Genomic DNA, 21,947 nt, shown 5'->3' on the forward strand with positions numbered 1-21,947 from the left:
GGTGTTGGCGTTGGCGGCGCTGGCGGCGCTGCTGATCAACCGCCGCCTCCCGACGTGATCGTCCCGTCGAGCGTCACGCCAGCGTGACGGCGGGCCTCGGTTGCCACGCCAGTGTGACGCTCGCGGCACGTCGGGGAGCCAATTTCGGCGCGATGACGCCGAGGCGCTAGGTTGTCGGGGTGACTGACACGGCCACCGAGAACACCACCGAAAGTGCCGCCACCGGCGGCAAACCCGCATTCGTATCCCGTTCCGTGCTGGTGACGGGCGGAAACCGGGGAATCGGTCTGGCGATCGCGCAGCGGCTGGCCGCCGACGGCCACAAGGTGGCCGTCACGCACCGCGGGTCCGGGGCGCCCGAGGGGCTGTTCGGCGTTGTGTGCGACGTCACCGACAACGAGGCCGTCGACCGCGCGTTCAAAGAGGTCGAGGAGCACCAGGGGCCGGTCGAGGTGCTCGTGTCCAATGCCGGTATCTCCAAGGACGCCTTCCTGATCCGGATGACCGAGGAGCGCTTCGAAGAGGTCATCAACGCCAATCTCACCGGGGCGTTCCGGGTGGCCCAGCGCGCCTCGCGCAGCATGCAGCGCAAGCGGTTCGGCCGCATCATCTTCATCGGCTCGGTGTCCGGCATGTGGGGCATCGGCAACCAGTCCAACTACGCGGCCGCGAAGGCCGGCCTGATCGGCATGGCCCGCTCGATCTCCCGCGAGCTGTCCAAGGCCGGGGTGACCGCCAACGTCGTCGCGCCCGGCTACATCGACACCGAGATGACTCGCGCGCTGGACGAGCGGATCCAGGCGGGCGCACTGGAATTCATTCCGGCCAAGCGGGTCGGCACCGCCGAGGACGTCGCCGGGGCGGTCAGCTTCCTGGCGTCCGAGGATGCGGGCTACATCGCCGGCGCGGTCATCCCGGTCGACGGCGGCATGGGCATGGGCCACTGAATTCACCCACGAAGACATTAAGGACGGACATGGCAGGACTGCTCGACGGCAAACGAATCCTGGTCAGCGGGATCATCACCGACTCGTCGATCGCGTTTCACATCGCCAAGGCGGCCCAGGAGGCGGGCGCGCAGCTGGTGCTGACCGGGTTCGACCGGTTGCGGCTGATCCAGCGCATCGCCGACCGGCTGCCGGAGAAGGCGCCGCTGATCGAACTCGACGTGCAGAACGAGGAGCACCTGAACACCCTCGCCGACCGGGTGACCGCCGAGATCGGTGAGGGCAACCGGCTCGACGGCGTGGTGCACTCGATCGGTTTCATGCCGCAGACCGGGATGGGCATCAACCCGTTCTTCGACGCGCCGTACGAGGACGTCGCCAAGGGCATCCATATCTCCGCGTATTCCTATGCCTCGCTTGCCAAGGCGCTGCTGCCGATCATGAACCCCGGCGGGTCCATCGTCGGCATGGACTTCGACCCCAGCCGAGCCATGCCGGCCTACAACTGGATGACCGTGGCCAAGAGCGCGCTGGAGTCGGTCAACCGGTTCGTCGCCCGCGAGGCCGGCAAATTCGGCGTGCGTTCGAATCTCGTTGCGGCGGGGCCTATTCGGACGTTGGCGATGTCGGCGATCGTGGGCGGGGCCCTCGGCGAGGAGGCCGGCGCCCAGATGCAGCTGCTGGAGGAGGGCTGGGACCAGCGCGCGCCAATCGGCTGGAACATGAAGGACCCCACGCCCGTCGCCAAGACGGTGTGCGCCCTGCTCTCGGACTGGCTGCCGGCGACCACCGGCACCATCATCTTCGCCGACGGCGGCGCCAGCACCCAATTGCTCTAACAGCGGAATGCTCTGACTCCAAATGGACTTCGACGCCGTCCTGCTGCTGTCCTTCGGCGGCCCGGAGGGGCCCGAGCAGGTGCGGCCGTTCCTGGAGAACGTCACCCGCGGCCGCAACGTGCCGCCCGAACGCCTGGATGACGTCGCCGGGCACTACCTGCATTTCGGCGGGGTGTCACCGATCAACGGGATCAACCGCGCCCTGATCGACGAGCTGCGCGAGGAACTGGACCTGCCGGTCTATTTCGGCAACCGCAACTGGGCGCCCTACGTCGAAGACACCGTTGCAGCCATGCGGGACAACGGGATTCGCCGCGCCGCGGTGTTCACCACGTCGGCGTGGAGCGGCTACTCCAGCTGCACGCAGTACACCGAGGACATCGCCCGGGCGCGGCGGGCCGCCGGGCCGGACGCGCCCGAACTGGTCAAGCTGCGGCCGTACTTCGACCACCCGCTCTTCGTCGAGATGTTCGCCGGCGCTGTGGCGGCCGCAGCGCAGTCCGTGCCCGACGGCGCCCGCCTGGTGTTCACCGCGCATTCGGTCCCGGTGGCCGCCGACCAGCGCCTCGGCCCCAGGCTCTACAGCCGCCAAGTCGCTTACGCCGCAAGGCTGGTCGCGGCCGCGGCCGGCTACGCCGATTACGACCTGGCCTGGCAGTCGCGGTCCGGGCCGCCGCAGGTGCCGTGGCTGGAACCGAGCGTCGAGGACCATCTGACGGCACTGGCCGCCGCGGGGACCCAGGCCGTCATCGTCTGCCCGATCGGGTTCGTCGCGGACCACATCGAGGTGGTGTGGGATCTCGACGAGGAATTGCGAACCCAGGCCGAGGCGGAGGGTTTGGCGTTCGCCCGGGCCGCCACCCCCAACGCCGATCGCCGATTCGCCCGTCTCGCCGCCGATCTGGTCGACGAGCTGCGTAGCGGCCGCGACCCCACCCGGGTGGCCGGACCCGACCCGGTGCCCGGCTGTCTGGCCAGCGTCGACGGCGCGCCCTGCCGCCCGCCGCATTGCGCGCGCGGCGACAGCGACTAGCGCGCCCTCAGTCGGCCCAGGCCGAATGCAGGATCGCGGTGACGGCGGCCATCCGCGCCGAGCGGACCACGGCGGTCAGGGGCCGCAACGCATCGCTGGCGATGCGTGCCTCCGAAGAGGATTGGGCTCCGAACGGTTCGGGGCCGGCGGCGACCGGCGCGGCGAATCGTTCCGGCGAGTCGGGCGAGCGGCTGAGCCCGGCGCTGACCGCGATGATGGCGTCGACGTGCGCGGCGTTTTCCAGCACCCGCAACGCCCGCGAGGGCGCGTGGTCGGGAACGCGGTGTTGCCGTGCGGATTCCAGCAGCTGCTCGACGAGTCCGCGCGGATCCTCGATGTCGGCCGCGGCCGATCCGAGCCCGATGGCGCCGAGGGCGTCGGCGGCCGATCGCACGGCCGAGCGCAGCGTGTATTCGGCATCCCCGAGCTCGTAATGGTCGAGCACCGGCGCGCCCGGCAGCGAGTAGACCGTCCAGGACAGCGCGCACAGGTCGGAGAAGTCGTCTTCGTCGTAGGAGAACTCGGGCACCAGCCCCACCGCGGTGGCGGGGTCGTGCGGGCTGGCGATGATGATCGCCTCACCCGCGGCCAGCGCGTCGCGCTCGAATTGCGTCCCGGGGGCGAGCCCGCGCACGTCGCCGGGCACCGGCAAAAGCATGTTGATCGTTCCGCGCAACCGGCCCGGGCCGGGCGCCGACCGACCGGCCGCGGCGCGCAGCGTCTGCAGCAGCGTCACCGTTCCGGCGTCGTGCACATCCGGCCACGGCAGCCCGGTATGACCGGCGGCGACCGCATCATACGCGGTGACCGATTGCTTTGGCGCCCATACCGATAACGCGTCCAGGACGTCGTCGGGCGCGGCCTTGCCTGCGAGCCAGGCGTTGGCCCACAGGGAAAGCGAGACACTGGGACACCACACGATTCCGCAGTGTAGTTGTTTTGCCCGGCAAAGGCGGATCACGCGTATTCTGACCGCATGCACGCCGCAGTGCTTTGGTTGATATCCGCGCTGGTGCTCGCCGGTGCGGAGGCGCTCACGGGCCATATGTTCCTGATGATGCTCGGCGGGGGCGCGCTCGCCGCCTCGGCAACCAGCTGGCTGACCGATTGGCCGGGTTGGGCCAACGGGATCGTTTTCCTGGTCGTCTCGATTCTGCTGCTGGTGCTGGTGCGCCCGGCGCTGCGGCGGCAACTGACGCCGGCGCACGTGCCGCACATGGGCATCGAGGCGCTGGAGGGCAAGAAGGCGCTGGTGCTCGAGCGGATCGACCGCGACGAGGGCCAGGTGAAGCTCGACGGCGAGGTATGGACCGCGCGTCCGTTCAACGAGGGGGACGTTTACGAACCGGGGGAGTCGGTGACCGTCATGCAGATCGACGGCGCCACGGCGGTGGTCTTCAAGAGCGGTCCATAACGACTGCGCGAGAGCGCTGCCAAAACCTCTGGGAGAGAAAGGAACTCGGGTGCAGGGTGCGGTTGCTGGTTTGGTATTGCTGGCCGTATTGGTGATATTCGCCATCGTCGTGGTGGCGAAATCGGTGGCCTTGATACCGCAGGCGGAGGCCGCGGTGATCGAACGGCTGGGCCGATATAGCCGGACGGTCAGCGGTCAGCTGACGTTGTTGGTGCCGTTCATCGACCGGGTGCGCGCCCGGGTGGACCTGCGGGAGCGGGTGGTGTCGTTCCCGCCGCAGCCGGTGATCACCGAGGACAACCTGACCCTCAACATCGACACGGTGGTCTACTTCCAGGTCACCGTCCCGCAGGCGGCCGTCTACGAGATCAGCAACTACATCGTGGGTGTGGAGCAGCTCACCACCACCACGCTGCGCAACGTGGTCGGCGGGATGACGCTGGAGCAGACGCTGACCTCACGCGACATGATCAACGGCCAGCTGCGCGGCGTGCTCGACGAGGCCACCAACCGCTGGGGCCTGCGGGTGGCCCGGGTCGAGCTGCGCAGCATCGACCCGCCGCCGTCCATCCAGGCATCGATGGAAAAGCAGATGAAGGCCGACCGCGAGAAGCGGGCGATGATCCTGACCGCCGAAGGTATGCGCGAGTCGGCGATCAAGGAGGCCGAGGGGCAGAAGCAGGCGCAGATCCTGGCCGCCGAGGGCGCCAAGCAGGCCGCGATCCTGGCCGCCGAGGCCGACCGGCAGTCCCGCATGCTGCGTGCCCAGGGTGAACGCGCCGCGGCCTACCTGCAGGCGCAGGGGCAGGCCAAGGCCATCGAGAAGACGTTCGCCGCGATCAAGGCGGGCAGGCCGACCCCCGAGATGCTGGCTTACCAGTACCTGCAGACCCTGCCGGAGATGGCGCGCGGTGACGCCAACAAGGTGTGGGTGGTGCCGAGCGACTTCAGCACTGCGCTGCAGGGATTCACCAAGCTGCTGGGCGCCCCGGGCGAGGACGGCGTGTTCCGGTTCCAGCCCTCCCCGGTCGACGATGCGCCCAAGCACAGCGCCGACGACGACGCCGACGTCGCCGACTGGTTCTCCACCGAGACCGACCCGGCGATCGCTCAGGCGGTGGCTAAGGCCGAGGCGATCGCCCGCCAGCCGGTGGATGGCGAGCCGGGACCGCCGCCGCAGCTGACCCAATAGGATTGGCCCATGAGCGTTTTCACTTCGCCGAAGACCTACGTTGCGCTCGGCGGCTTCCACGCCGTGGACGCGGTGTTGTGCGGTGTCCAGGTGGCCCCGATCAAGAAAGTGCTGGACGACGTGGGGCTGCCGGAGAACGTGCGGCCCGTGTTGCCGGTGGTGAAGGCCGCCGCCGCGGTGGGCCTGCTGTCGGTCACCCGCTTCCCGGCTCTGGCGCGGGTGACGACGGCGATGCTGACGGTGTATTTCGTCCTGGCGCTCGGTGCCCACATCCGGGTGCGCGACAAGGTCGTCAACGCCCTGCCGGCGGCGCTGTTCTTGGCAACCTTCGCCGTGATGACGGCGAAGGGACCCGACCGCAACTAAAACGGGCGGTCAGTCGTGGGGCGTCGGCAGCGGGGGCGCCGGCACCGACGTCGGTGACGGCGGCGCCGTGTAGACGCACCCGCCCCCGCCCACCGACTGCGACGACAGCGGCGGCGGGTAGGGCGGCGGCGGAAGCTGAACCCGGACCGTCCAGACCAGTCCGGTGATCGCGAAGGCGGCGAGGGCGCCGAGCACCAGGCCGGCCAGCCCGGCGAGGGCGGCCACGCCGGCGGGGAAGCGGCGGGTTCCGGTGTTGTCCGAGGTCATGCGGCTCTCCACGGTCGTCGGATGGGCGGTAACCGCGACGCTACTGGCGCGACGACCGCCGCCGCCACGATTCGAGGGATCGTGACGGCGGCGGTTCGGTCAGCTATGCGGCGCCGGGGACGGTTGCGCCGGCGGCGCGAAGCCGGGCGGCGGTCCCGGCGGCGGCCCGGGCGGCCCAGGCGGCGGCGCAAACCCGAAACCTCCAGGGCCACCCATCGGCGGGGGCGGTGGCCCATGATGCAGCGCCATCATCGGCGGCGGCGGCGCGAATGGTGGCGGGGGCGGAAACGGTGGGGGGACCACGGGACCGGCGACGGTGTCGGGGCTGATGCCGCGGTCGCCGTACGTCGCGCCGTCGGCGGTGACCAGCAGTGCCCGCACCCCGCCGCCGTTGAGTTCGGCGGCCAGCAGCTCGGGCGAGGTGTGCGCGGCGTCCAGCGCCTCGGCCCGGGATGCGGCCGCCAGCAGCCGGTCGTGCAGGTTCCTGCGGGCGAGGACGCCCAGGGTGACGTCGACGGTGACGCCGAGCGCCACCAGCAGCAGGGCGAGCAACGCCACCACCACCACCGTCACCCGGCGCTGCAGGGACGGGGTCCGCGTCGTGGCCGCGGTGGTCATGATCGCTGGGGCTGCAGCCGGTAGCCGATGCCGCGCACGGTGTGCAGGATTCGCGGCCCGTGGGCTTCGAGCTTGCGTCGCAATCCGCTGACATGCACCTGGACCAGGTTGGGGTCGTAGGCGTCGTACCCCCACACCGCGTTCAGGATCTGGCGGGCGCTGACGATGCGGCCGCGCTGCTCCACCAGGAAGGCCAGCAGCCGCAGCTCGGTCGCGGTCAACTCGAGGCGACTACCGGCGCGCGCGGCCACGCCGGCGTCGGCGTCGAGCATCAGGTCACCGAGCTGAACGACCTGCGGCAGCCGTCCGCGCCGGCGCAACACCGCCCCGACGCGCGACACCAGTTCGGCCAGCTCGAACGGCTTGATCACGTAGTCGTCGGCCCCGCCGTCGAGGCCGCGCAGCCGATCCTCAAGGCCGTCGCGAGCCGTGATCATGACGATCCCGACATCGCCCCAGTCGCGGATGACGTCGATGAGGTCGAAGCCGTCGCGGCCCGGAAGCATGACGTCGAGCACCACCAGGTCCGGCCGCAGCCCGTCCAGCGCCTCCTCCAGCCCGTCGCCGTCGCGGCTGCCGGCGGTGTGATAGCCGACGTCGGTGAGCGCCTCGCTGACCATTTCGCGGATCGTCTCGGAGTCCTCGACAACCAGCACCCGGGGCGCTCCGACGCTGAAATGGCCGGCCCGGGGGCAGTTCGTCATGCCTCCCATTGTGGCGCCGGACCTGAAGCCAAGCTGAAGCCGGCATCTTCAGGTCCACTTCAGTTCCGGCTCCTACCGTCCGGTGCCATGACCACAAATGACGAGATCGACACCACCCCGCCGCCGGCGCCGCCCATCGACCCACCTCCGCCCCGCCGCCACTCGACCGGCGTCGTGGTCGGCGCCGGGGTGGCGGGCGCGCTGATCGGCGCGGTCGGCACCATCGCCGCGATCGCCTTCGCCTGGATCATCAGCGTGGGTCCGCCCGGTCCACCTCCGCTGCCGGGGCCGCCGCCGATGATGGCGCTGCATCATGGGCCACCGCCCCCGCCGATGGGTGGCCCTGGAGGTTTCGGGTTTGCGCCGCCGCCTGGGCCGCCCGGGCCGCCGCCGGGACCGCCGCCCCCACCGGACGCCACCGCGACGGCCGTGGTGCGCCCACTGCCGGATGGCTCCCGGGTGATCCTGGTCGCCGACACGACGCAGACCACCCAGGTGACGCACCAGCTGCGCCTGCTGATGATCGGGGCCGGCGTGGCGACCCTGCTGACCGCCGCGCTGTTGCTAGTGGCCGTCAGCCGGGTGGCGTTGCGCCCATTGGACAGGCTGACGGCGCTGGCCAACGACATCAGGACCGGCGATCGCGGACGACGGCTCCGGCCCGACCGGGCCGACACCGAATTAGGGCGTGCCGCAAGCGCTTTCGACGGGATGCTGGATGCCCTGGAGGCTTCCGAGGACCGGGCCCAGCGGGCCGCGGACGCCGCCCGGCGCGCCGAGACCGCCACCCGCCGCTTCCTCGTCGACGCCGCCCACGAGTTGCGCACCCCGATCGCCGGGATCCAGGTCGCCGCGGAACAGCTCGCCAACAACGCCTCTCCCGATCAGGGCGACGACGTGGCGCAGGGTCAATACCGTCGGGCCAGCCTCCTGCTGTCGGACGCCCGACGCGCCGGGCGCCTCGTCGCGGACATGCTCGATCTGAGTCGCATCGACGCCGGGCTGCCATTGGACTCCCACGACGTCGACCTCGCCGCGATCGCGGATGCCGAAGCCGACCGGGCCGCCATGCTCGCCCCGCAACTCACCGTCCGTCGCACCGGCCTGGCCGAGCTGCATGTCAACGCGGACCCCACCCGGCTCGCGCAGATCCTGTCCAATCTGCTCGACAACGCGCGCCGGTACACCCCGCCCGGTGGCGCCATCACCATCGATGTCCGCATAAGCGGAGGCGACGCCGAGGTGACCGTAACCGACAGCGGCCCCGGCATTCCCGACGGCGAGCGGGAGCGGATCTTCGAGCGCCTGGTGCGCCTGGATGCCGGGCGCGGCCGCGATCACGGCGGAGCCGGGCTGGGCCTGCCGATCGCGCGGGCGCTGGCGCGCGCTCAGGGCGGCGACCTGGTGTGTTTGCCGCGCGACGGCGGCGCCGAGTTCCGGCTGAACTTGCCGGTCGAACGCCGGTGAGCGGTGGCCGCCCCAGGCGAGGCGGCCACCGCTCGGCGCGGCGAACGTCAGAATCCCGGCGGCGGTGGCCGGAACGGGTCGCCCGGGCCCGGCGGTGGCGGACCAACGGGCCCGCCCGGCCCCGGCGGCCCGCCGAACGGTTCCCCCGGCGGGTGCGGTGGTCCGGGCTGTCCGGGCGGTGGTGGCGGCGGCGGATCCGCACTGGCCACGGCGGCGCCGAAGCCGGCCAGGGTCGCCCCGAGGGCGCCCGCGACCAACGAACCGGCGACGAGTTGTTTGATATTCACTTGGCTTCGCTCTCCTCACTGTCGGCGGTCGATCGCCGCCGCCGCGACAGTAGGAAGTCAGCCTGAAGCCAGCCTGAAGAAGCCGGCGCGCAACCGTTTTCAGCCGGCCGTGGACGCCGCGGTGACGGCCGTGAGATGCCACTCGTCCAGCCAGGGCTGGATCAACTCGGCGACCGAGAACTTGGCCGGGGCCGAACACCCGTGCTTGGGGGTGGACGGGGCGCCCCCGCGGATGAGGATCCCGACGGCGCCGACGGTGCCGTCGCTTTGATTCCGATAGACCGGGCCGCCCGAATCACCGCACTGGCCGGGCGCCAGGAAGACGACCTTGCTCCCGGTGATCTGGGTGATCTCCCCGCAGGTGGCCTCGCCGGTGCCCATCCCGAACTTGCACAACTCCTCGCCGACCTGCAACCCGGTGGCGACGCCGGAGACCGGCAGCGCGGACCCGATGGCCGAGGCCTGCGGGACGTTCTCGCCGTCCAGCACGATCAGGCCGATGTCGTGCTGTTCGTTGTGCACGCCCTCGCTGACGGTACGGCGGAACGTGCCCACCGTCGCGTAGGGAAGGATGCCGGCCAGGTTCATCGACACCTTGCTGAGCTGACCCGGCCGGTTGCAGTGCCCGGCCGTGAGCACACCGGCCTGACCGGTGCTGGTGTGCACCAAAAACCCTGCGGTACAACCCATCCCACCCGATCCGTCGGCGTACTGGACGTAGATGCCGGAACCGGGGCCGACGGCGCTGGCCGCGGGCAGGTCGATCGGGGCCAGGACCGGCGGCGGGGCGGCGTCGTGGGCCGTCTGGGCGGCGTTCCTGGACAGCAGGCACACCGCGGCCACGAACGCGGCCGCGCAGAACACCGAGGCGATCACGAGTAGCGCGTTGTGCATTCGCGAAGGTTGTGTCGCCAGGTACGGCACATGAATTCCGGCCAACACCCCCCCTTGCGCGCGGTGCCGGTGTCTGAGCCCAGCTTGCCAGCATTCGGCCCATCAATTCACGCGATTGGCCAGATCCGGCCGACGGGTCAGCCGATGGTCGCCGGCTCGGGGGCGGCCTCGTCGCCCGCGGCACGGTGCGCCCGGCGATGGTGCCGCCGGTAGTGGCGGATCTCGACGACCAATCCCGTCAAACCCAGGGTCGCCGTGCAGATCGACACCAGGTACAGCAGCGAGCTCGGGTGACCGGCGAGCGCGTCGCCGAGGACCACCACGGCGGCGGTGCCGGGCAGCAGGCCGCCCAGGGTGGCCAGCGTGTAGGGCAGCAGGCGCACGGTCGACGCGCCGGCGGCGTAATTGATCGCCGAGAACGGCACGGCGGGAATCAGCCGCAGCGACAGGATGGCCAGCCAGCCCCGCTGGCGCAGGCGCTCGTCCACCGTGTCGATCGCGCGGTGGCGAACCAGGCGGTTCAGCCGCCACCCGGCCGCGCGCACCAGCAGCAGCGCGATCACCGCGCTGGCGGTGCTGGCGACCACCGCGATCGCCACGCCCACCAACGGGCCGAACAGCAGCCCGGCGGCCAGGGTGAACGCCGTGCGGGGTACCGGCACCACCGTGACCACGATGTGCGCGGCCAAGAACGCCAATGGGAACCATGGCCCCACCGACTCCGCCCAGTCGCGCATCTGCACCGGCGTGGGCAGGGGCAGCCAGGACGCGGCCGCGATCAGGAGTGTGATACCGACCACTGTGGCGATCGCCCGGGGCCGCGACAGCAGGCGCGCGGCGGCGCCCAGCGCGCCGGCGAGGTCGCGCAGCGTCCGGTTGATTCTGCAGGTGGCGGAAGCCGTCACGCCTGTAAAGGTTACGGGTCGCAGGTGAATAACTCGTTTCCCGAGGCTGGCGTTTCATCGCCGGACCGCCCCGCTCGTCGCGCGTCGCGGTTTTCTGCCGACAGGCTCGATCAACTAGCCTCATTAGTAAGTCGCAGGCCCCATTTGCTGGGAAAAAGGGAGCAATCGGTGTCCATTGATGTACCCGAGCTTGCCGAACTAGAACAGGTTCGCGGGCGTTGGCGCAGTGCGGTCGCCGGCGTGCTATCGAAAAGCACCCGGAAGGACCCCGAGGAACTCGGGGACCATCCCGAGCGGCTGCTGGAAACCCCCACCTACGACGGCATCGCGATCCGGGCGCTGTACACGGCGCTGGACGAGCTGCCGGAACCGCCGCTTCCAGGTGAATGGCCCTATGTGCGGGGCGCCGATGCGCGGCGCGACGTCAAATCCGGCTGGAAGGTGGCCGAGGCGTTCCCGGCCGATCGCGTCGCCGGGGTGGCGGCCGCGGAGGTCAATGCGGCGGTGCTCGAGGCGCTGGGCAACGGCGCCAGCGCCCTGGTGCTGCGGGTCGGGGAGTCCGGCGTGACCGCCGACCAGCTCGAGGGTGCCGTGTCGGGCGTGCACCTGAGCATGGCGCCGGTGATCCTCGACGCGGGCGCGGACTATGCCGCCGCCGCCGAGGCCATGCTGGCGATGGCGGGCGGGGTCGAGGCCGACCAGCGCGACCTGCTCTCGATCGACCTCGGTGGCGACCCGCTCACCGCGGCGCTGAGCGACCGTCCCGCGCCCGACCTCGACGAGGTCCTCGCGGTCGCCAAGCGCGCCGCCGAAGAGCGCGGCGTACGGGCGATCACCGTCGACGGGCCGGCGTTCCACAACCTGGGCGCGAACGCGACCTGGGAACTGGCCGGCACCGTGGCCGCCGGGGTCGCCTACCTGCGGCGGCTCACCGAGTCGGGCATGCCGGTCGGCCAGGCGCTGCGGCAGATCAGCTTCCGGCTGGCCGCCGACGACGACCAGTTCGGGACGCTCGCCAAGCTGCGGGCCGTGCGTCAAATGTGGGCGCGGGTCGCGGAGGTCGTCGGCGATCCCGACGGCGGGGCCGTCACCGTGCACGCGGAGACGTCGCTGCCGATGATGACCCAGCGCGACCCGTGGGTGAACATGTTGCGCTGCACGCTGGCCGCGTTCGGCGCCGGCGTCGGTGGCGCGGACACCGTGCTGGTGTTCCCGTTCGACGTGGCGATCCCGGGTGGCTTCCCCGGCACCGCGAGAAGCTTCGCCCGGCGGATCGCCCGCAACACCCAACTGCTGCTGCTGGAGGAGTCGCACGTCGGCCGGGTGCTCGACCCGGCCGGCGGTTCGTGGTTCGTCGAGGACCTCACCGCGCGCATGGCCGAGCAGGCCTGGGAGCACTTCCAGGCCATCGAGGCGCGCGGCGGGTTCGTCGAGGCGCACGACTACATCGCCGGCCAGATCGCCGAGGTGGCCGCGCGACGCGCCGACGACATCGCGCATCGTCGCACCGCGATCACCGGTGTCAGCGAGTTCCCGAACCTCACGGAACCTCCTCTGGCACAGGATGATTCGTCAGATACACCGCTGGCCGCCGGCAACCTGCGGCGCTACGCCGCGGCGTTCGAGGCACTGCGCGACCGCTCCGACGTCTTCCTGGTCCGCACCGGCGCCCGCCCGCAGGCGCTGCTGCTTCCGCTGGGCCCGCTGGCCGAGCACAACATTCGGGCCACGTTCGCGAGCAACCTGCTGGCGTCGGGCGGCATCGAGGCCGTCAACCCCGGATCGATCGACGCCGCCGGTGTCGCCAAGGCGGTCGCCGACGCGGGATCACCGGGCGTCGCGGTCATCTGCGGCACCGACAAGCGCTACCAGGATGAGGCCGCGGCCGTCGTCGAGGCGGCCCGAGCCGCCGGGGTATCGAGGGTCTACCTGGCGGGACCGGAGAAGGCCGTCGGCGATGCCGAGCACCGGCCCGACGAGTTCCTGACCGCGAAAATCAATGCGGTCGAAGCCCTTTCGAACCTGCTCAGTCGACTGGGAGCGTAGCCGCAATGACCACAACCGCACCCGTGATCGGAAACTTCGCCGAGGTTCCGCTAACCGGCGGCCGCCCGCTGCCGCCGCCCACCGAAGCCGCCGTCGAACAGCACGTCGCCGCCGCCGCGGCGGCGCACTGGTACACGCCCGACCAGCTCGAGTGGCACACGCCCGAAGACATCGCCGTCAAGCCGGTGTACATCGGCGCCGACCGGGCCGCCGCGGCAGCCGGCGGTTACCCGCTGAACAGCTTCCCCGGTGAACCGCCCTTCCTGCGCGGCCCGTACCCGACGATGTACGTCAACCAGCCGTGGACCATCCGCCAGTACGCGGGGTTCTCCACCGCGGCCGAGTCGAACGCGTTCTACCGCCGCAACCTGGCCGCCGGCCAGAAGGGCCTGTCGGTGGCCTTCGACCTGGCCACCCACCGCGGTTACGACTCCGACCATCCCCGCGTCCAGGGCGACGTCGGAATGGCCGGCGTGGCAATCGATTCCATCCTCGATATGCGCCAGCTGTTCGACGGCATCGACCTCTCGACGGTTTCGGTGTCGATGACGATGAACGGCGCCGTGCTGCCGATCCTGGCGCTGTACGTGGTGGCCGCCGAGGAGCAGGGGGTGCCGCCGGAGAAGCTGGCCGGCACCATCCAGAACGACATCCTCAAAGAGTTCATGGTGCGCAACACCTACATCTATCCGCCCAAGCCGTCGATGCGGATCATCTCCGACATCTTCGGTTACACCAGCGCGAAGATGCCGAAGTTCAACTCCATCTCGATCTCCGGTTATCACATCCAAGAGGCAGGCGCCACAGCCGATTTGGAGCTGGCCTACACGCTGGCCGACGGCGTCGACTACATCAAGGCGGGCCTGGACGCCGACCTGGACATCGACAAGTTCGCGCCGCGACTGTCGTTCTTCTGGGGCATCGGGATGAACTTCTTCATGGAGGTCGCCAAGCTGCGCGCCGGCCGGCTGCTGTGGAGCGAGCTGGTCGCGCAGTTCAACCCCAAGAACACCAAATCCCTCTCCCTGCGCACCCATTCGCAGACCTCCGGCTGGTCGCTGACCGCGCAGGACGCCTTCAACAACGTCGCGCGCACGTGCATCGAGGCGATGGCCGCGACCCAGGGGCACACCCAGTCGCTGCACACCAACGCCCTCGACGAGGCGCTGGCCCTGCCCACCGACTTCTCCGCGCGGATCGCGCGCAACACCCAGCTGCTGCTGCAGCAGGAATCGGGCACCACCAGGCCCATCGACCCCTGGGGCGGCTCGTACTACGTGGAGTGGCTGACCCATCAGCTCGCGCAGAAGGCCCGCGCCCACATCGCCGAGGTCGCCGAGCACGGCGGCATGGCCCAGGCGATCAGCGACGGCATCCCCAAGCTGCGCATCGAGGAGGCGGCCGCGCGCACCCAGGCCCGCATCGACTCCGGGATCCAACCGGTGATCGGCGTGAACAAGTACCAGGTCGAAGAGGACCAAGAGGTCGAGGTGCTCAAGGTCGAGAACAGCCGGGTCCGCGCCGAGCAGCTGGCCAAACTCAAAGAGCTGCGGGCCAGCCGCGACCAGGCCGCCGTCGAGGCCGCCCTGGGCGAGCTGTCCCGCGCCGCCGCGGCACACGGGCGCGCCGGGGAGGACGGGCTGGGTAATAATCTGCTGGCGCTGGCGATCGACGCCGCCCGGGCCAAGGCGACGGTCGGGGAGATCTCCGACGCGCTGGAAAGGGTATACGGGCGGCACCAGGCGGAGATCCGCACCATCGCCGGTGTCTACCGCGACGAAGCCGGAAAGGCCCCGAACATCGGAACCGCCACAGAACTAGTCGAGAAGTTCGCCGAGGCCGACGGCCGCCGGCCCAGGATTCTGGTGGCGAAGATGGGCCAGGACGGTCACGACCGCGGCCAGAAGGTGATCGCGACGGCCTTCGCCGATCTCGGGTTCGACGTCGACGTCGGCTCACTGTTCTCCACGCCCGAGGAGGTGGCCCGGCAGGCCGCCGACAACGACGTGCACGTCGTCGGCGTCTCGTCGCTGGCCGCCGGCCACCTGACGCTGGTGCCGGCGCTGCGCGACGCGCTCGCCGAGGTGGGGCGGCCCGACATCATGATCGTGGTCGGCGGCGTCATTCCCCCCGGCGACTTCGACGAACTGTACGAGGCCGGGGCCGCCGCCATCTTCCCGCCCGGGACAGTGATCGCTGATGCCGCAATTGGCTTGCTGCACAAGCTCGCCGAGCGGCTGGGTTACCCACTCGACTAGATGGCCCCCCGCAAGAGCGACTCCGTCGAGGATCTGGCCGACGCCGTTCGCGGCGGCGACCGCGCCGCGCTGCCGCGGGCCATCACGCTGCTGGAGTCCACCCGCGCCGACCATCACGAGAAGGCCCAGCGGCTGCTGCTCGAGCTGACGCCGGACTCGGGCGACGCGCACCGGGTCGGCATCACCGGGACGCCGGGGGTGGGGAAGTCCACCACCATCGAGGCCCTCGGCATGCATCTGATCGAGAAGGGCCACCGGGTGGCCGTCCTGGCCGTCGACCCGTCGTCGACGCGCAGCGGTGGGTCGATCCTCGGCGACAAGACGCGGATGGCGCGGCTCGCGGTGCACCCGGATGCGTACATCCGCCCGTCGCCCACGTCGGGCACCTTGGGCGGTGTAGCAAAGGCGACCCGCGAGACCGTGGTGCTGCTGGAGGCGGCCGGATTCGACGTGATCATCATCGAGACCGTCGGCGTCGGCCAGTCCGAGGTGACCGTGGCCAACATGGTCGACACGTTCGTCCTGCTGACGCTGGCGCGCAGCGGCGATCAGCTGCAGGGCATCAAGAAGGGTGCGCTGGAGCTGGCCGACATCGTGGTGGTGAACAAGGCCGACGGCGAGCACCTCGCCGAGGCGCGGATGGCCGCCCGCGAACTGTCCTCGGCGATCCGGTTGATACATCCCCGCGAAACACTTTGGCGGCCACCGGTTCTCACCATGAGCGCGATGGAGGGGACCGGCCTCGAGGAGCTGTGGGACACCGTCGAACGCCATCGTCAGGTGCTCACCGAGGCCGGCGAGTTCGAGGCGCGCCGGCGCGCGCAGCAAGTGGACTGGACGTGGCAGCTGGTCCGCGACACCGTGCTGGACCGAGTGCTGTCCAATCCCAAGGTGCGCAAGATGCGTGCGGACATCGAACGCCAGGTGAAGGCGGGGGAGCTGACCCCGGCGCTGGCGGCCGAGCAAATACTGACGGCCGCGTCAGACTAACGGATAGGTAAATAATCTACATTTCGCACCGGGAAGGTGTGAAATCCAAGTAAATTCAAAAGCGTGACGGTTCAAACCCGAGTCGATCGCCGCGCGGTCCCTGTCCACGATGACCTTGACGCAGGTCACCGTGTGTCCGGCGCGGCGGACTCACATTTCGGATGCGTCGTTCGCAGCTTTTCGACCATGTTCCCCGCCCGCCGCTTCGGTGGCGGCGCCCTGGCGGTGTATCTCGACGGCCAACCCGTCGTCGACGTCTGGTCCGGCTGGTCCGACCGGGGCGGTCACCGGCCGTGGTCGGCCGACAGCGCGCCGATGGTGTTCTCGGCGACGAAGGGAATGGCCGCCACCGTCATTCACCGGCTCGCCGACCGCGGGCTGATCGACTACGAGGCGCCCGTCGCCGAGTACTGGCCCGAGTTCGGGGCGAACGGCAAGGAGAGCCTCACCGTCCGCGACGTGATGCGGCACGCCGCCGGCCTTTCGGGCCTGCGCGGCGCCCGCTCCGAGGACTTGCTGGACCACGTCGTGATGGAAGAGCGACTGGCCGCGGCCTCGCCGGGGCGGCTGCTGGGCAAGCCGGCCTACCACGCGCTGACCTTCGGCTGGCTGATGTCCGGCCTCGCCCGGGCGGTGACCGGAAAGGGCATGCGGACGCTGATCCGCGAGGAGCTCGCCGAGCCGCTGGGCACCGACGGGCTGTATCTGGGTCGCCCGCCGGCGGGTGCACCGACGCGGGTCGCCGAGATCATCGCGCCGCAGAACATGGTGCGCAATCCGGTCCTGAGCTTCGTGACGCGCAGGGTGGCCAACGAGCTGTCCGGCGGGTTCCGGTCCATGTACTTCCCCGGCATGGTCGCGGCGGTGCAGGGCGAGATCCCGTTGCTGGATGCGGAGATCCCGGCGGCCAACGGGGTGGCGACGGCCCGCGGGCTGGCGCGGATGTACGGCGCGATCGCCAACGGCGGCGAGGTCGACGGCATCCGGTTCCTGTCCCGGGAGATGGTCGCCGGCCTGACCGGTCGGCGCAGCCTGCGTCCGGACCGGAACCTGTTCGTGCCCTTGGCATTCCACCTGGGCTACCACAGCCTGCCGTTCGGGAACGTGATGCCCGGCTTCGGCCACGTCGGCCTGGGCGGTTCGCTGGGTTGGACCGACCCGGCCAGCGGGGTGGCGTTCTCGCTGGTGCACAACCGGCTGCTGACACCGTTCGTGATGACCGATCACGCGGCGTTCGTCGGCATCTACGCGCTGATTCGCAAGGCCGCCGAGAAGGCCCGCAAGCGCGGCTTCACGCCGGTGACCGAATACGGGGCGCCGTACTACCAGCCGGGGGCCGTCGCGGGTTGATCGCCGCGCAACCAGTCCTCGATAATTTACGCCTGCGTTTGCTACAGCTCTCGATTACGGGATTGTGTCGGCAAGATTTCTACCGCCGAGCGGCATCTCAGCTGTGAATAATCGGCAAATACTGCGGGATAACGGGTTGCGTTGCTACGATTCCGCCAGTATCTGACAGTGCCCAAACCAGGGTGGGGGCCCTTGTTTATGGCGTCTCGGAGGGTTTGCTGCTCTCCTGCTTAACGATGGATGGTGGACAGTGCTGAGCGGTATCACAAAAAACGTCAGTCGCAGGGGCCAGGCAACCGGCAAGAGGGCGTTGAACGGGAGTGCAACCCGGCCGATCGCCATCTTCGTCCTGGGTATGGGGAGATCCGGAACGTCCGCCCTCACCCGGGTGCTCTCGCTGTGCGGTGCCACGCTTCCCGTCGGGATGATGGGGGCCGACGAAGGCAACCAGCGTGGCTATTGGGAACCGCGCGAATCCCTGTTGCTCAACCGGGCAATTCTGGAACGTCACGGCAGCGCTTGGTGGGACCCTTCGCTGCGCGTGCTCGAGGAAGGCGAATTCAGCGCCAAAGAGAAGGCCTCTTGCATGGTTGACATCCAGTCGTATGTCAACAAGCTGCCGGCCGCCCCGGTGGTGGTCATCAAGGACCTGCAGATCAATGTGCTCGCCGACATGTGGTTCGAGGCCGCGCGCAAGGCCGGCTTCGACATCGCCGTGGTAATCGCGGTGCGCCACCCGCAGGAGGTGGTCCCGTCGATGGGACGCCTCGCCGGGGCGTCGCCGGAGCTGGTGAGCGCATTATGGCTCAAGGGCAACCTGGTGTCCGAACGCCAGACGCGCGGCCTGCCGCGGGTGTTCGTCGAGTACACCAACCTCCTCGACGATTGGCGCCGGGAAATGAAGCGGATTTCCACGGCGCTCGGCATCGATCTCGTCGCCGAGGACGAGGCGGCCGTCGACGAGTTCCTGTCGCCGGACCTTCGGCGCAATCGCGACTGCGACGGTCCGCCCACGGATCGCTTCGGCACCGACTGGATGTCGGTGGTCTACCGCGCGATGCACGCCGCCGCCGCGGACGAGCCCTGGGACGAGGCCGAGTTGGATCGCGTTTTCGAGGCCTATCGGGCGAGCGAACACGATTTCCGGACGGCGTTCGACAACGCCCGCGGTTACTCCAACAGCACGCTGGTTCGGCTGCTCAGGCCTTCTGTCATGAAGCCCATCCTCGAGGTCGTCGCCATGGCGCACCGACGCAGGGGATCTTGGGCCTAACCGCCGTCCACCGGGGCGCCTAATCGCGCCTTCGGTCGCCGTCGCGCGCCCCTGACATCTATCCGGGCAATCCAGCTTTCGCCGAGCGGGCCCCCGATATGATCGACCGGATCGCACCTCGGCAGGCGTGCCGGTCAAACTTTTCCGCACTCAACTGGGAGGCGCCGGCTCTTGTCATCGTCCGTGCTCATCACCGGAGGCGCAGGCTTCATCGGTTCCGCGCTTGCGCACCGCCTGGTCAAAGTTGGTTGTGACGTCGCCGTCATGGACGTTCTGCTCCCACAGGTGCACGACGGGCGCGCGATCGACCTTCCGCCGTCCGTGCGGTTCTTCACCGGCGATGTCACGCACGCGCCCGACTGGGACGCCGTGCTCAGGTTGTTCCGGCCCACCCAGGTCGTCCATCTGGCGGCCGAAACCGGGACCGCTCAGTCGCTCACCGAGGCGACGCGCCACGGCGCGGTGAATGTCGTGGGCACCACCCAGATGCTGGACGCGTTGGGCCGCAAGGGACTGGTGCCCGAGCAGTTCGTCCTGGCGTCGTCCAGGGCGGTCTACGGCGAGGGCGCGTGGCAGTCCGGCGGTGAGGTCTTTTATCCGCCGCCGCGCAGCCATGCGCAGCTGGTGGCCGGCATCTGGGATCCGCCGGGGCCCGCGGGCGAACCGGCGGTGCCGCTTCCGAGCTCCGCGGGCCGAACGGAGCCGCGGCCCACCAACGTCTACGGGGCGACGAAGCTCGCGCAAGAGCACCTGCTGGCCGCCTGGGCGGCCGCGCACGACACCAATCTCAGCGTGTTGCGTCTGCAGAATGCCTTCGGGCCGGGTCAGCCGCTGAGCAATCCGTACACCGGTGTCGTGCCGTTCTTCGCGCGGTTGTCGCGGGAGGGACGCGCGTCGGAGGTGTACGAGGACGGGCGAATCGTGCGCGACCTGGTCTTCATCGACGACGTGGTGGATGCCGTTTTCGCCGCGGTTCAGCAGCCCGCCAAGGGTTCCCGTTGCCTCGACATCGGGTCGGGAATCGGGACGACCATTCATGAGCTGGCCAGGAAGATCGCCGCGGCGTTCGACGCGCCGGAACCGGTGCTCGTCCCCAAGTTCCGCGATGGCGACGTCCGCGCCGCGAGTTGCGACATCCAGCCGGCGATGGACGAGCTCGGTTGGCGCCCGAAGTGGACGCTCGACGACGGTCTGCGTGTGCTGCTCGAGTGGATCGGCAGCCTCCCCGAGTCCGGCCCCGCGGCGAGCGACAGCGTCGGTGGCCGGCCGGTAGAGCATGCCGGCCAACGCTAAAAGCGATCGGCCATTAACTACATGGTTAATTTCGGGCACTCGCGATCGGGCTCGAATGTGAGCAACGCGCCGCCAAAAGCCGTGGTGCGGTAGCATTCCAGCCCGGTACTGTCGAGGCATCACATCGCGTATCGTGGCCGCACGCCGGCTTCGCGAATCGCGAAGCTTTTCCCCCGTGTGACGCATGTTGAAGAAGGGCGAGTGAGCGCAGCAGCATGACCTAGGCTTACGCAGGCGACAGGTGCCGCGCCGCGACCCATCGCAGCACGCCGATCACTAGAACCCAAGTGCAGGAATGGGTTTGCTCCTCGGGGTGGCGGACGGATGGCGAAATTGGGTCGGCCACCGGCCGTTCCGCTGGACGCGCCGAATGCGCCTAATGGCCGAGAAACCCACGTGAGCAAACAACCATCCGCTTGGCGGATCCGATTCCAGAAAACTCGAAACGTACTAGAGGCGCCGATAGGCGGCTAGGCTCAACATCGGGAGTATTGAAATGCGAGACAGGGGGCAATCTTGACTGTGACCGACCGCGATACCCGGTCTGCGTACCTCGACCTGCTCCGACGCGACTTGACCAGATACGGCTCAGATGAACTGGTGCCAGTCCGGTGGTATCGCATCGGGCGGCCGATTCTCAATACCGGCAGCTACATGCTCGTCCGTAAGCGTCCGTTCGATCAGCAAGCGCGGGAGTTGGGCCAGGACTGGCCCGCGGATGCGCTGACGATGATCGGGATGAAGCGCCTTACCAGCCTGCAACATTGCGTCGAGACGGTGCTGACCGAGGACATTCCCGGCGACTTGGTCGAATGCGGCGTGTGGCGCGGAGGGGCTTCCATCCTGATGCGCGCGGTGCTCTCGGCCTACGGCGACGAGGCGCGCCGCGTATGGGTGTGCGATTCGTTCGCCGGCGTACCGCCGCCGGACCCGGCCAACTACAAGGCGGACGCGGGAATCAACCTGCACCGTGCGGCCAACATCCTCGCGATACCGGAAGCGGAGGTCCGGGCCAACTTCGCGCGCTACGGGCTGCTGGACGACCAGGTTCGTTTCCTTCCCGGCTGGTTCAAGGACACGCTGAACGACGCCCCCATCGATCAAATCGCCGTCCTGCGGCTCGACGGCGACCTCTACGAATCGACGATCCAGGCGCTCGACGCGCTGTACCCGCGGCTGTCGCCCGGGGGCTTCTGCATCATCGACGACTACCACGCCCTCGACGCGTGCCGGCAGGCCACCACGGACTACCGGACCAAGCACGGCATCACCGCGGAGATCCAGGAGATCGACGGCACGGGCGTGCTCTGGCGCAAGTGAGGGCAACCCGCCCGGGGCGCCGCACCGGAGCGCGCTGACGCTCCGAGCGCGGTATCGCCGTGCGCACGCGGAGGATCGAAGCCGCCCCCGGCACCGGAGAACCGGCCATAATGACCGGTGCCCCTGCCGTCGCCGGTGCGCACGTCAAGTGAAAGGCTTGGTTCGCGATGAAGTTTGTGCTGGCCTGCTATGGAACTCGAGGCGACATCGAGCCTTCCGTCGTCGTCGGTCGCGAACTCCTGCGCAGCTCCCGGACCTTCCAGAACGCGCCGAAGAAAGACGTCCAGAAGTTGCGGTACACGTCCAGCCACAGCTGGGTCTCTAGCCCATACGCGGCCGCCGGGAGACCGGCCGCCTCGGCGAAGCCGATCAGGTCGGGCGGCACCGCCATCCGCACGTCATGGCCCCTGCGCAGGAGTTCGCGACCGACGACGACGGAAGGCTCGATGTCGCCTCGAGTTCCATAGCAGGCCAGCGCAAACTT

17 protein-coding genes and 5 pseudogenes are annotated in these 21,947 nt (G+C 69.5%); 14 read left to right on the top strand and 8 right to left on the bottom strand.

Annotated elements, in window-relative coordinates; all coding sequences use genetic code 11:
* Positions 1–179 precede the first annotated feature (179 nt).
* The 3 genes and pseudogenes from fabG1 to A5702_RS00420 all read left to right on the top strand — a co-directional run.
* Positions 180–947: a 3-oxoacyl-ACP reductase FabG1 gene (gene fabG1, locus A5702_RS00410; RefSeq protein WP_067824165.1), complete on the top strand. Its 768-nt coding sequence runs from the start codon at positions 180–182 to the stop codon at positions 945–947.
* A 29-nt stretch (positions 948–976) separates the two neighbouring features.
* Complete coding sequence (gene inhA / locus A5702_RS00415; protein ID WP_055404646.1) at positions 977–1,786, top strand: NADH-dependent enoyl-ACP reductase InhA; 810 nt, start codon at positions 977–979, stop codon at positions 1,784–1,786.
* A 22-nt stretch (positions 1,787–1,808) separates the two neighbouring features.
* A pseudogene (locus tag A5702_RS00420) lies at positions 1,809–2,841 on the top strand (ferrochelatase); the annotation flags it as partial.
* Here A5702_RS00420 and A5702_RS00425 read toward each other — a convergent pair.
* The gene (locus A5702_RS00425; protein WP_068217323.1) at positions 2,827–3,738 is read right to left on the bottom strand and encodes a hypothetical protein; all 912 of its coding nucleotides are present in this window, start codon (positions 3,736–3,738) and stop codon (positions 2,827–2,829) included. The pseudogene A5702_RS00420 and the gene A5702_RS00425 overlap by 15 nt on opposite strands.
* A gap of 57 nt (positions 3,739–3,795) precedes the next feature.
* On the opposite strand from A5702_RS00425, the gene A5702_RS00430 reads away from it, so the two are divergent.
* The 3 genes from A5702_RS00430 to A5702_RS00440 are packed head-to-tail and all read left to right on the top strand — an operon-like array spanning position 3,796 to position 5,791.
* A complete protein-coding gene (locus A5702_RS00430) occupies positions 3,796–4,233 on the top strand; it encodes an NfeD family protein (protein WP_055404649.1) in 438 nt (145 codons plus the stop codon).
* 49 nt (positions 4,234–4,282) lie between these two features.
* The gene (locus A5702_RS00435; protein ID WP_055404650.1) at positions 4,283–5,425 is read left to right on the top strand and encodes an SPFH domain-containing protein; all 1,143 of its coding nucleotides are present in this window, start codon (positions 4,283–4,285) and stop codon (positions 5,423–5,425) included.
* 9 nt (positions 5,426–5,434) lie between these two features.
* On the top strand, positions 5,435–5,791 hold the full coding sequence (locus A5702_RS00440; protein WP_068217325.1) for a DoxX family protein: 357 nt from the start codon (positions 5,435–5,437) through the stop codon (positions 5,789–5,791).
* A gap of 9 nt (positions 5,792–5,800) precedes the next feature.
* On the opposite strand, the gene A5702_RS00445 is transcribed toward A5702_RS00440, so the two are convergent.
* The 3 genes and pseudogenes from A5702_RS00445 to A5702_RS00455 all read right to left on the bottom strand — a co-directional run bounded on the left by A5702_RS00445 (position 5,801) and on the right by A5702_RS00455 (position 7,389).
* On the bottom strand, positions 5,801–6,058 hold the full coding sequence (locus tag A5702_RS00445; protein ID WP_055404652.1) for a hypothetical protein: 258 nt from the start codon (positions 6,056–6,058) through the stop codon (positions 5,801–5,803).
* Positions 6,059–6,166: 108 nt separating this feature from the next.
* Positions 6,167–6,676: pseudogene (locus A5702_RS00450) on the bottom strand (two-component sensor histidine kinase); the annotation flags it as partial.
* Positions 6,673–7,389, bottom strand: a complete 717-nt coding sequence (locus A5702_RS00455) for a response regulator transcription factor (protein WP_067824150.1) — start codon at positions 7,387–7,389, stop codon at positions 6,673–6,675. The gene A5702_RS00455 and the pseudogene A5702_RS00450, both read right to left, overlap by 4 nt.
* A 249-nt stretch (positions 7,390–7,638) precedes the next feature.
* On the opposite strand from A5702_RS00455, the pseudogene A5702_RS00460 reads away from it, so the two are divergent.
* Positions 7,639–8,847: pseudogene (locus A5702_RS00460) on the top strand (sensor histidine kinase); the annotation flags it as partial.
* Positions 8,848–8,894: 47 nt separating this feature from the next.
* On the opposite strand, the gene A5702_RS26070 reads toward A5702_RS00460, so the two are convergent.
* From A5702_RS26070 to A5702_RS00470, 3 genes are all read right to left on the bottom strand, one after another.
* Complete coding sequence (locus A5702_RS26070) at positions 8,895–9,134, bottom strand: hypothetical protein (protein WP_156349661.1); 240 nt, start codon at positions 9,132–9,134, stop codon at positions 8,895–8,897.
* Positions 9,135–9,233: 99 nt separating this feature from the next.
* Entirely contained in the window at positions 9,234–10,028 is a 795-nt protein-coding gene (locus A5702_RS00465; protein ID WP_068217330.1) for an endopeptidase, read from the bottom strand.
* Between the two features lie 137 nt (positions 10,029–10,165).
* Positions 10,166–10,933 carry a TVP38/TMEM64 family protein gene (locus A5702_RS00470; RefSeq protein ID WP_068217333.1) on the bottom strand — a complete coding sequence of 256 codons (768 nt, stop codon included), beginning with the start codon at positions 10,931–10,933 and terminating at the stop codon, positions 10,166–10,168.
* A 168-nt stretch (positions 10,934–11,101) separates the two neighbouring features.
* Here A5702_RS00470 and mutA point away from each other — a divergent pair, with 168 nt between their 5' ends.
* From mutA to A5702_RS00505, 7 genes and pseudogenes are all read left to right on the top strand, one after another.
* Entirely contained in the window at positions 11,102–12,979 is a 1,878-nt protein-coding gene (mutA, locus tag A5702_RS00475; RefSeq protein ID WP_068217336.1) for a methylmalonyl-CoA mutase small subunit, read from the top strand.
* Positions 12,980–12,984: 5 nt separating this feature from the next.
* The gene (gene scpA / locus A5702_RS00480) at positions 12,985–15,237 is read left to right on the top strand and encodes a methylmalonyl-CoA mutase (protein WP_067824141.1); all 2,253 of its coding nucleotides are present in this window, start codon (positions 12,985–12,987) and stop codon (positions 15,235–15,237) included.
* A pseudogene (gene meaB, locus A5702_RS00485) lies at positions 15,238–16,238 on the top strand (methylmalonyl Co-A mutase-associated GTPase MeaB).
* A 52-nt stretch (positions 16,239–16,290) separates the two neighbouring features.
* On the top strand, positions 16,291–17,577 hold the full coding sequence (locus tag A5702_RS00490; RefSeq protein ID WP_067824137.1) for a serine hydrolase domain-containing protein: 1,287 nt from the start codon (positions 16,291–16,293) through the stop codon (positions 17,575–17,577).
* Between the two features lie 355 nt (positions 17,578–17,932).
* The gene (locus A5702_RS00495) at positions 17,933–18,850 is read left to right on the top strand and encodes a sulfotransferase family protein (protein ID WP_068217339.1); all 918 of its coding nucleotides are present in this window, start codon (positions 17,933–17,935) and stop codon (positions 18,848–18,850) included.
* Positions 18,851–19,033: 183 nt separating this feature from the next.
* Positions 19,034–20,143 (top strand): NAD(P)-dependent oxidoreductase, encoded by a 1,110-nt coding sequence (locus A5702_RS00500; protein ID WP_055404662.1) that lies wholly within the window; start codon positions 19,034–19,036, stop codon positions 20,141–20,143.
* A gap of 516 nt (positions 20,144–20,659) precedes the next feature.
* Positions 20,660–21,463, top strand: coding sequence for a TylF/MycF/NovP-related O-methyltransferase (locus tag A5702_RS00505; protein ID WP_046183086.1), 804 nt, complete (start codon positions 20,660–20,662; stop codon positions 21,461–21,463).
* 241 nt (positions 21,464–21,704) lie between these two features.
* Here A5702_RS00505 and A5702_RS00510 read toward each other — a convergent pair.
* A pseudogene (locus A5702_RS00510) lies at positions 21,705–21,947 on the bottom strand (glycosyltransferase); the annotation flags it as partial.

This window comes from Mycobacterium sp. E3339 (genome assembly GCF_001666915.1).
In the GTDB taxonomy this organism is placed as follows: Bacteria; Actinomycetota; Actinomycetes; order Mycobacteriales; family Mycobacteriaceae; genus Mycobacterium.

Bases quoted from the DNA above. Each gene is read 5' to 3' on its own strand.
- A5702_RS00430 (WP_055404649.1), top strand. From the start codon at position 3,796: ATGCACGCCGCAGTGCTTTGGTTGATATCCGCGCTGGTGCTCGCCGGT.
- A5702_RS00495 (WP_068217339.1), top strand. From the start codon at position 17,933: ATGGGGAGATCCGGAACGTCCGCCCTCACCCGGGTGCTCTCGCTGTGC.
- A5702_RS00455 (WP_067824150.1), bottom strand. From the start codon at position 7,389: ATGGGAGGCATGACGAACTGCCCCCGGGCCGGCCATTTCAGCGTCGGA.
- A5702_RS00445 (WP_055404652.1), bottom strand. From the start codon at position 6,058: ATGACCTCGGACAACACCGGAACCCGCCGCTTCCCCGCCGGCGTGGCC.
- A5702_RS00465 (WP_068217330.1), bottom strand. From the start codon at position 10,028: ATGCACAACGCGCTACTCGTGATCGCCTCGGTGTTCTGCGCGGCCGCG.
- inhA (WP_055404646.1), top strand. From the start codon at position 977: ATGGCAGGACTGCTCGACGGCAAACGAATCCTGGTCAGCGGGATCATC.
- scpA (WP_067824141.1), top strand. From the start codon at position 12,985: ATGACCACAACCGCACCCGTGATCGGAAACTTCGCCGAGGTTCCGCTA.
- A5702_RS00440 (WP_068217325.1), top strand. From the start codon at position 5,435: ATGAGCGTTTTCACTTCGCCGAAGACCTACGTTGCGCTCGGCGGCTTC.